10 protein-coding genes are annotated in these 8,572 nt (G+C 70.9%); 8 read left to right on the forward strand and 2 right to left on the reverse strand.

Going from position 1 to position 8,572, the window contains the following annotated elements; all coding sequences use genetic code 11:
* Positions 1–82 precede the first annotated feature (82 nt).
* Positions 83–1,060 (reverse strand): hypothetical protein, encoded by a 978-nt coding sequence (locus RDU12_RS08925; RefSeq protein ID WP_300290120.1) that lies wholly within the window; start codon positions 1,058–1,060, stop codon positions 83–85.
* Positions 1,061–1,195: 135 nt separating this feature from the next.
* On the opposite strand from RDU12_RS08925, the gene RDU12_RS08930 reads away from it, so the two are divergent.
* The 6 genes from RDU12_RS08930 to RDU12_RS08955 are packed head-to-tail and all read left to right on the forward strand — an operon-like array spanning position 1,196 to position 6,090.
* Positions 1,196–2,287: an MBL fold metallo-hydrolase gene (locus RDU12_RS08930; protein WP_300290119.1), complete on the forward strand. Its 1,092-nt coding sequence runs from the start codon at positions 1,196–1,198 to the stop codon at positions 2,285–2,287.
* Positions 2,284–3,057 carry an enoyl-CoA hydratase gene (locus RDU12_RS08935; RefSeq protein ID WP_300290118.1) on the forward strand — a complete coding sequence of 258 codons (774 nt, stop codon included), beginning with the start codon at positions 2,284–2,286 and terminating at the stop codon, positions 3,055–3,057. The genes RDU12_RS08930 and RDU12_RS08935 overlap by 4 nt, the downstream gene beginning before the upstream one ends.
* Positions 3,058–3,104: 47 nt before the next feature.
* A complete protein-coding gene (locus RDU12_RS08940; protein WP_300290117.1) occupies positions 3,105–3,590 on the forward strand; it encodes a GNAT family N-acetyltransferase in 486 nt (161 codons plus the stop codon).
* Between the two features lie 57 nt (positions 3,591–3,647).
* Positions 3,648–4,214, forward strand: coding sequence for a DUF1285 domain-containing protein (locus RDU12_RS08945; protein ID WP_300290116.1), 567 nt, complete (start codon positions 3,648–3,650; stop codon positions 4,212–4,214).
* Complete coding sequence (locus RDU12_RS08950) at positions 4,211–4,873, forward strand: CoA pyrophosphatase (protein WP_300290115.1); 663 nt, start codon at positions 4,211–4,213, stop codon at positions 4,871–4,873. The genes RDU12_RS08945 and RDU12_RS08950 overlap by 4 nt, the downstream gene beginning before the upstream one ends.
* Entirely contained in the window at positions 4,870–6,090 is a 1,221-nt protein-coding gene (locus tag RDU12_RS08955; protein ID WP_308684469.1) for a CCA tRNA nucleotidyltransferase, read from the forward strand. Before RDU12_RS08950 ends, RDU12_RS08955 begins: the two co-directional genes overlap by 4 nt.
* Here RDU12_RS08955 and RDU12_RS08960 read toward each other — a convergent pair.
* Positions 6,071–6,988: an endonuclease/exonuclease/phosphatase family protein gene (locus RDU12_RS08960; RefSeq protein ID WP_300292695.1), complete on the reverse strand. Its 918-nt coding sequence runs from the start codon at positions 6,986–6,988 to the stop codon at positions 6,071–6,073. The genes RDU12_RS08955 and RDU12_RS08960 overlap by 20 nt on opposite strands.
* Positions 6,989–7,101: 113 nt before the next feature.
* On the opposite strand from RDU12_RS08960, the gene RDU12_RS08965 reads away from it, so the two are divergent.
* Entirely contained in the window at positions 7,102–7,578 is a 477-nt protein-coding gene (locus RDU12_RS08965; RefSeq protein ID WP_300292693.1) for a DUF4112 domain-containing protein, read from the forward strand.
* 158 nt (positions 7,579–7,736) lie between these two features.
* Positions 7,737–8,572: DUF2793 domain-containing protein (locus RDU12_RS08970; RefSeq protein WP_308684470.1), on the forward strand; the 836-nt coding region annotated here is incomplete at its 3' end.

Below are 8,572 nucleotides of genomic sequence, written 5' to 3' on the forward strand. Positions count from 1 at the left end.
GCCTCTGTGAAGCGCCGATCGCCCAAACGAAAAACGCCCCGGAGCGAACTCCGGGGCGTTCTCGTCCGTCCTGGAGGCGGAGTTACTGTTCGCTGGTCGCCGGAGCGGCGGCGGTCAGGGTGCAGCCGCCGGCGATGGTGGCGGCTTCGATGCAGTTATGAACCCGCTGAGCCTTGAAGTCGGTTCCGACGCGGGCGAAATAGCCGCCGCCCTCGCCGCACTTCACCTCATAGACCGTGAGGCCCTGGGCGTCGCGGCCGACACGACGGGCCTGCTGCACGTCGCAGGCGGCGGCGTCAGTCCCGGCGAGCACGGTCCTCCACGCGCCCGACGTCTCGGCGGCGGTGGAATAACGGCAGCTCTCCTGCTCAAGGGCGAGATCCCAGCAGGGCGTCGCCCGCCAGGCGCCTTCGGTGTTCTCGATCCAGTAGCCGTCGCGATCCGCGCAGCCGATTTCATAGATCAGATTGCCGGCGGTGCTCTTGCCGATCGCGGCGCCCTGATCGACCGTGCAGTCAATGCCGGCGGAGCGGGCATAGGCCGAAAGGACCGGCACGGGGTTCAGGTTGACCGGCAGGGTGCACTGCTGGCCGACATCGGCCTCCGGATCGCGCAGGCGGCTCGTTTCCGCCTGACCGGCCAGTTCCAGACAGTTGAAAGTCTGGGGCGGGGTGGAGCTGACGGCCAGATAGCCGGGGCCCTCGGCGCAGACCGCTTCATAGGTCGAATGTTGTTCGGCGGTGACGCCGAGAAGGGTCGCCTCCGCCACCTGGCAGCTGACGCCGGCGGCGGTCAGCACAGCCTGGGCGGCGGCCTTGTTTTCCTCGGGTGTGGCGGCCGGAGGGGCTTCCGCCTGCTCCTGGTCGCGGTTGCGGCGGTCCCGGCGCTCGCGCGCGCCGTCGCTCATACGCCCCGGAAGGACGCGATCGCCGCGGACGTTGCCGCTGGCGCGGTCGGACGTCTCGTCATTCCCCGGGTCCTGAGCCAGGACCGGCTGGGCTGACAGGATCGTCAGGGCCATGGCGCCGCCGATCAGCGCGAGCAACTTCTTGTGGAACACGGTGCAACTCCGGAAGGGAAAACAGGCGGCCAAATCCTTGGCCGCCGCTTGTGGCAGGGTCAAGGCGGCAGACGCGCGCTGGACGCGCGACGAGCCTTCGGCCTATCCTGCCCTAAGTTTCGATTGGAGACGGACTTGGCGGACGGACTGGCTTTGACGGACCTGGAGACGGCCACGCGCGAGGAGCGTGGCCTGACCTATCCGTTCGGCCCGCCTCCGGGCCCCGGCGAGGCGGTCGAAATCGCCTCCGACGTGCTGTGGATGCGGCTGGCGATGCCGATCGCCCTGAACCACATCAACGTCTATGCGGTCCGTGACGGCGACGGCTGGGCGCTCGTCGACACGGGTCTGAACCTGCCCGACAGTCGGGCGGAGTGGGAGCGGCTGCTGGCGGGACCGCTGGGCGGCGCGCCCGTCACGCGCGTCATCTGCACCCATATGCATCCCGACCATATCGGCCTGGCCGGCTGGCTGTGCGAGCGGTTCGGCGCGCCGCTGGTGATGACCCGGCTCGAATATGTCACCGCCCGCATGCTGATTTCCGACACCGGCCAGCCGGCTCCGGAAGAGGGTGCTGTCTTCTACCGGGCGGCGGGCTGGGACGACGCCCAGGTGGAAGGCTACCGGACCGGCTACGGTCAGTTCGGCCGGGCCGTCTCGCCGATGCCCGTGAGCTTTGTCCGGATGCGCGAGGGCGACCGGCTGTCGATCGGCGGCCAGAACTGGCGCGTGGTCGTGGGGGAGGGGCACAGCCCCGAGCACGCCTGCCTCTGGCGTGAAGCCGACGGGATCGTGCTCGGGGGGGACCAGATCCTGCCGAAGATTTCGTCGAATGTGTCGGTCTGGCCGACGGAGCCGGAGGCCGATCCTCTGGGGGACTGGCTGGAGTCGCTCGAGCGGATGAAAACCGTGTTCCCGGACGGGGTGCTGGTGCTGCCGTCGCACGGAGAGCCGTTCCGGGGCGTCCGGGTCCGCCTGGACGCGCTGATCCGCGGCCACCATACCGCTCTCAAACGGCTGGAACGGACCTTGCGCAACCCATGCCGGGCCGTTGACGTCTTTTCGGCCCTGTTCGCGCGCCCGGTGGGCGACGGCGTGCGGGGCATGGCCACGGGCGAAAGCCTGGCGCATCTCAACTATCTGCTCCGCCGGGGTCGCGCGACGCGAAGCCGCGACGCAGGCGGCGTGGACTGGTGGACAGCAACAGAACAGGGACCCCGGGCGTGACGGAACACATCCAGACGGAATTCAGCGGGGGCGTCCTGACCGTGACGCTGGCCCGGCCCGACAAGAAGAACGCCATCACCCAGGCGATGTACGCCGCCCTGTCGGACGCAACGGAACGGGCGCGCACAGATGAGAGCGTCCGCGTGCTGATGTTTCGAAGCCAGGGCGACAGCTTTTCAGCCGGCAACGACATCGCCGACTTCATCGCCCTCGGCTCGCAGGGCCAGCAGCCGCTGGACATGTCGGTGTTCCGCTTCCTCAAGGCTCTCGCGGAGCTGGACAAGCCGGCGGTGGCAGCGGTGCGCGGCCGGGCCGTCGGCATCGGCCTGACCCTGCTGCTCCACTGCGACATGGTGGTGGTGGCCGAGGATGCGCTGTTGTCCGTGCCGTTCATCAACCTGGCCCTCGCGCCGGAGGCCGCGTCGTCGATGCTGCTGCCGGCGGCGATCGGTCACCGCAGGGCGTTCGAGATGTTCGCCCTCGGCGAGCCGATAGACGGGCGGACGGCGGTGGCCTGGGGCCTGGCCAATCGTGCGGTCCCGGCCGACCAGGTCGAGGCGACGGCGGCCGATCTGGCGACGAAGCTGGCCACCCGCGCCCCGAACTCGATCCGCAAGACCAAACGGCTGATGCGCGACGCGGAAGCCCTGTGGGCGCTGATGCAGCGGGAGGGCGAGGCGTTCGGCAGCCAGATGTCGAGCCCGGAGGCGATGGAGGCCTTCATGGCCTTCACCCAGAAGCGCGCGCCCGATTTCTCGAAATCCGGTTGATAATTTCCGTTGATTCGGGCGCGCGCGGCCCTTAGGTGCGCGCGCCCATGACAGCCACGCCCGCCCTTTCCGTTCTTCCGCACATCGATGCGGAGACTCCCGACGACGCCGCCGGCGTCGAGGCGCTGGTGCTGGCCGCCTTCGGTCCGGGGCGCTTCGCCAAGACCGCCGAGCGCCTGCGCGAAGTCGCCCCGGTCGCCACCGGGTTCGTGGCGCGCGACGGCGCGGATCTGCTGGGATCGGTGCGGCTGTGGTCGATCACCATCGGCGGAACGCCCGCGCTGTTCCTGGGCCCGATCGCCGTGGCCGCCGACAACCGGCGGGCCGGGCTGGGGGCCGAACTGGTGCAGGCCTGTCTGACGTGGGCGGCCGAGGCGGGCCGGGGCGTGCTGCTGGTCGGCGACGCTCCGTATTTCGGCCGCTTCGGCTTCGCCGCCGCCCCGGACGTGCGCCTGCCCGGTCCGGTCGATCCGCGCCGGGTGCTGTGGCGCGGCGAGAGTCCGCCGGCCGGAATGGTTCTGCCGGGCGCCTGAGCCGCTCCCGGGGGATAGAGGATTGCCAGAGCCGCCGGGCGCCTTAAGTCTGCATCCATGTCCGTCCCCGCCGACAGCAAGACCGGACTGGCCGCCGTCGCCGAGGCGGCGACCCAGGCGCCCGGCCGCGGCCTGCCGCCCGTCCATCTCTGGAACCCGACCCACTGCGGCGACATCGACATCGTCATCCGTCGTGACGGGACCTGGCTGCATGAGACCTCGCCGATCGGCCGGCCGGAGCTGGTGCGGCTGTTCTCGACCGTGCTGCGCAGGGATCCCGACGGCTACTGTCTGGTGACGCCGGTCGAGAAGCTTTCGATCCGGGTCGAGGACCTGCCGTTCCGCGCCGTCGCCGTGACCGAGGCGGACGGCGTCCTTCGTTTCACCACCGACGTCGGCGACGTGGTCGATGCGGGGTCGGATCATCCGATCCAGGTGGAGACCGACCCGGTCAGCGGCGAACCGTCGCCCGCCCTGCACGTCCGCGGCGACCTGTGGGCGCGCATCGCCCGGCCGGTGTTTTACGAACTGGTCGAGCGGGCCCGCGTCGAGGGCGGTCGGCTGGTGGTCCGCTCCGGCGGCGAGGCCTTCGCTCTCGGACCGGTCGGAGCGGGGATCGCATGAGCCTGATCTCCCTGCGCGAGCGGCTGGTCGAGCGGCTGGCGCCGACGTCCGGCTGGCGGCCCGATGGCCTGCCGGCGCGATCCGACTTCGACCTCAATCCCGAGGCCCCGCGCCCCGGCCGGGCGCTGCGCCCCGCCGCCGTGCTGGTGCCGATCATCGCCCGGCCCGAAGGCGCGACGGTGCTGATGACCCGCCGCTCCGACAGCCTCGCCAGCCACACCGGCCAGATCGCCTTTCCCGGCGGGCGGCTGGACCCGGGCGAGACCGCCGCCCAGGCCGCCGTGCGCGAGGCGTGGGAAGAGGTGTCGCTGGATCCCGCCGCGGTCGAGGTGCTGGGCGTGGGCGACGGCTATGAGACCGTCACCGGCTTCATGGTCACGCCGGTGGTCGGCTGGCTGGTCGAGCCGCCCGTCGTGACCCCGTCTCCGGAGGAGGTCGCGGAGGTGTTCGAGGCGCCGTGGGATTTCCTGATGGATCCGGCCAACCATCGCCAGGATTTCTACGACCCGGAAGCAGGTCCGCGCCGGTGGTTCTGGGCCATGCCGTGGCGCGAACGCTATATCTGGGGCGCCACCGCCGCCATCGTGCGAGCCTTGCGGAGCCGGCTTTACGGCGACGAGGACGAGCCCGCCGCCGCCGTCGAGGAGGACGCCGCGTGACCGCCGATCTGTCGGATCAGCCATGGCTGACCGCGCCCGCGACCCGCGCCGTCATGGCGGCGCTGGAGGCCGCCGGCGGCCCCGGTTGCGCCCGGTTTGTCGGCGGCTGCGTGCGAAACGCCCTGATCGGCCGTCCCGTCGCCGATATCGATATCGCCACCACCCTGCAGCCGGAGCAGACCGACGCGGCCATCCGCGCCGCCAGGCTGAAGTCCGTGCCGACCGGCATCGCCCACGGCACCGTCACAGCGGTCGCGGAGCGCCACCCGTTCGAGATCACCACCCTGCGCCGCGACGTCTCGACCGACGGCCGCAACGCCACGGTCGCCTTTACCGACGACTGGGCCGAGGACGCCGCGCGCCGCGATTTCCGCCTCAACGCCCTCTACGCCGATACGAACGGCAAGGTGTTCGACCCTACTGGCGAGGGGGTCGCCGACGCGCAGGCCGGTCGGATCATCTTCGTCGGCGATCCGGAGACCCGCATCCGCGAGGACTTCCTGCGCATCCTCCGCTTTTTCCGCTTCCATGCGTGGTACGGGCGCGGCGAGCCGGACGCGGCGGCGCTGGCCGCCTGCCGTGTCCTGGCGGAGGGCATGACACGGCTGTCCGCCGAGCGGGTCTCCAGCGAGCTGACCAAGCTGCTGTCCGCGCCTGACCCCCGCGCCGCCGTGCGCGCCATGGCCGAGGCCGGGGTGTTGGTCCAGGTCCTGCCCGAGGCGCGCCTGACGCCGCTGTTCGATGCGGCGGTGGAGCAGGGGGCCGACGCCACCGCGCGACTGATGATGTTGCTCCCTCCAGACGAGTCGGTGGTCCGGAGCGCGGCCGCCCGTCTGCGTTTTCCCAACGCGGCCCGCGACCGGCTGGCCTTCGCCGCCCTGGCCTTGCGGGACGTCAGCCTGTCGATGAGCGATCGGGAGACGCGGGCGACCCTGTACCGCCGTGGCGCGCAGGCCGTCTCCGACGCGATCCGTCGCCGCTGGGCCGAGGCGCCGGAGCAGGCCGCCGACGCTCGCCGTCTGCTGGCGCTGGCCGAGAGCTGGGTCCGTCCCCCGTTGCCCGTCGGCGGACGCGATCTCGCCCGCCTCGGGATCGAGCCCGGCCCCGAGACCGGCCGCCTGTTGAAGGCCTTCGAGGAAGCCTGGATCGTCGACGATTTCCCTGCCGCCGGACACGTCGAGCGGCTGGCCGCCCTGGTCAGCGGGCCGCGCGGGTGAACTCGGTCACCACCGGGCGGTGGTCCGAGCCGGTCGCCCGCCCGAGGCGGCGGCGCACGAAGGCCAGATCGGGCGAGGCGTAGACCTGGTCGATGGTCACGCCCAGAGGGGCGGGCAGGGCGGCGGGCCAGGTGCCGGGAAGTCCGGGCGCCGGGTGAAGATCGAGATCCCGCCGCACCTGCTTGCCGATGCGGGCGCTCGAGACGCTGTTGAAGTCCCCCGCCACGACGACCGGTCCGTCCAGGTCCTCGATCACCATCTGCAGGGCCATCGTCTGACTGATCTGGCCCCACTGTTCCTGGAACGGCCACGGCCGGGTCAGGTGAACGCCCACCACATTCAGGCGGCCCAGCGGGGTCCGGACCACGGTCGCGACCGCGTGCAGGCCATCGGGCTGATCGGGCAGGGCGGTCAGCGGATAACGCGAGCCGATCACCGACCGCGAAGGGCCGCGCGTCTGGTCCATTCGCACCGAGGCCGCCCGGTGAGGATAGCCAGCCAGCACGTCGTCGATCCGGCCGGCGGCGTCATGTCCGAGCTCGATCAGCACGACCACGTCCGCGTCAGCCTCCTCGATCGAGGCCCGGATCGCAGGGACATCGTCGTTCAGATAATAGACGTTGGCGGAATAGAGCCGCACGATGGGCGCGCCCGCCTCGGGGCGGGGCCCGCCGGGAAACCATTGCGGGGCCACGGCGAGCATCAGGGCGAGGCAGGCCGCGAAGCCGTGCAGCGCCGCCGTCTTCAACCGGGTCAGGGCCAGCAGGACGGTCAGGATCGCCGTGACCACCAGGGCCGGCGCGGTGAACTGGGCCAGGATGTCGAACCAGCGGTGACCAATTCCGCTCAGGGCGATCAGGGCCAGCCCGAGCGGCGCCGCCAAAATCAGCCGGATCAAGGCGTCAAGCGCGTTCGCCGGCGCCCAGCGCCGCCGCCATGAGCCGGGGCCTTGCGAGATTTGTTGAACAGGCGGCGTCATGGCGCGTTACGGTCTCGCTTCGGAGGGGTGGCATGGCCAGACGGACCATCGGCGATATCGAGAAAATCTGGACCAATGTCGAGGGCGTGAAGAAGCTCTCCGACCGGGCCGTGGGCATTGGCCCGTTCGGCATCGGCCTCGACGGCCTGCTGACCTGGGTGCCGGTGGTCGGCACGGTCTATTCGGTCGGCGCGGCGGGCTGGCTGCTCCTCCAGGCGGCGAGGGTGAAGGCGTCACCGGGCACCGTGGCGCGGATGGTCGGCTACCTCGGCCTCGACAGCTTCACGACCCTCGTCGGCGAGGTGCCGTTCCTGGATTTTGTGCCGAGCGTGGTCGACGTCCTGTTCCCGGGCCATCTGCTGGCGGCCCGGGCGCTGCAGAAGGATATCGAGACGACCCATTGGGTCGAAGCCAGCGAGCGGGAGGCGAGGGCGACGGGCGAGCACGAGCGGCATGTCGAGGAAATGCGCAAGGGCGGCCTGAGACGGCTGGTCTATCTGCACGACTGAACGCTGTTATCCATTGCTGGCTTTTCCGTTCCAGCCATCAAACTTTTTGATGCCAAGGCATTGATCCGAAACGACATCGCTCGCGAGTCAGCGTCCTGAACGCGCCGCAGGAGCGGGCGGGCGCAGAATGATCTCCGACAGTTTTCGGAGACTTTCTGATGAGCGACGACCAGAGTGCCCGCCTCGGCCTTTCCTATCTGGCGGCCGGCCAGATGCAGAAGCATGTGACGCTGAATGAGGCTCTGACCCGGCTCGATGCGGTGGTCCAGACCGCCGTCGTCAGCCGCACGGCGCCGGCCCAGCCCGCGGCGCCCGTGGACGGGGCCCTCTACATCCTGCCCGCCGGCGCGACCGGCGCCGCCTGGACCGGCCTCCCCGAGGGAGCGCTGCTGCGCGCTGAAGCCGGCGGCTGGAGCGTGGTCGAGGTCGCCGAGGGACTGATCGCGCTGGTGCTCGACGCCGGCGAGCTGGTGGTGCGCGATGGGGGGGCTTGGGTTCCGCTGGGCGAGCGTCTGGATGTGATCCAGAATCTGACCCGCCTCGGGCTCGGAACCACCGCCGACGCCGCCAACCCGTTCGCGGCCCGGCTCAACAAGGCCCTCTGGACCGCACTTGGATCGGGTGACGGCGGAGACGGCGACCTGCGCCTGACCTTCAACAAGGAAGGCCCGGCCGATGTGCTGTCGCTGCTGTTCCAGAGCGCCTGGAGCGGTCGGGCCGAACTCGGCCTGATCGGCGACGATGACTTGCGGCTGAAGGTCAGCGCCGACGGTTCGGCCTGGCTGGATGCGTGGTCGGTCGATCGCGCATCGGGACGGGTCAGCTTCGCCCACGGCGCGACCCGGCGCGTGGCGACCATCCTGACCGTCGACGGAAGCTACGCTGTACCGGGCTGGGCCCGGACGATCGAGGCCGTGGTTGTCGGCGGCGGCGGGGGCGGCGGGGCCGGGGCCTTCGGCGCTTCCGGCACCCGGTTCGGCGGCGGCGGCGGTGG

Origin of the sequence: Brevundimonas sp., assembly GCF_031082345.1 — a bacterium.
GTDB lineage: Bacteria > Pseudomonadota > Alphaproteobacteria > Caulobacterales > Caulobacteraceae > Brevundimonas.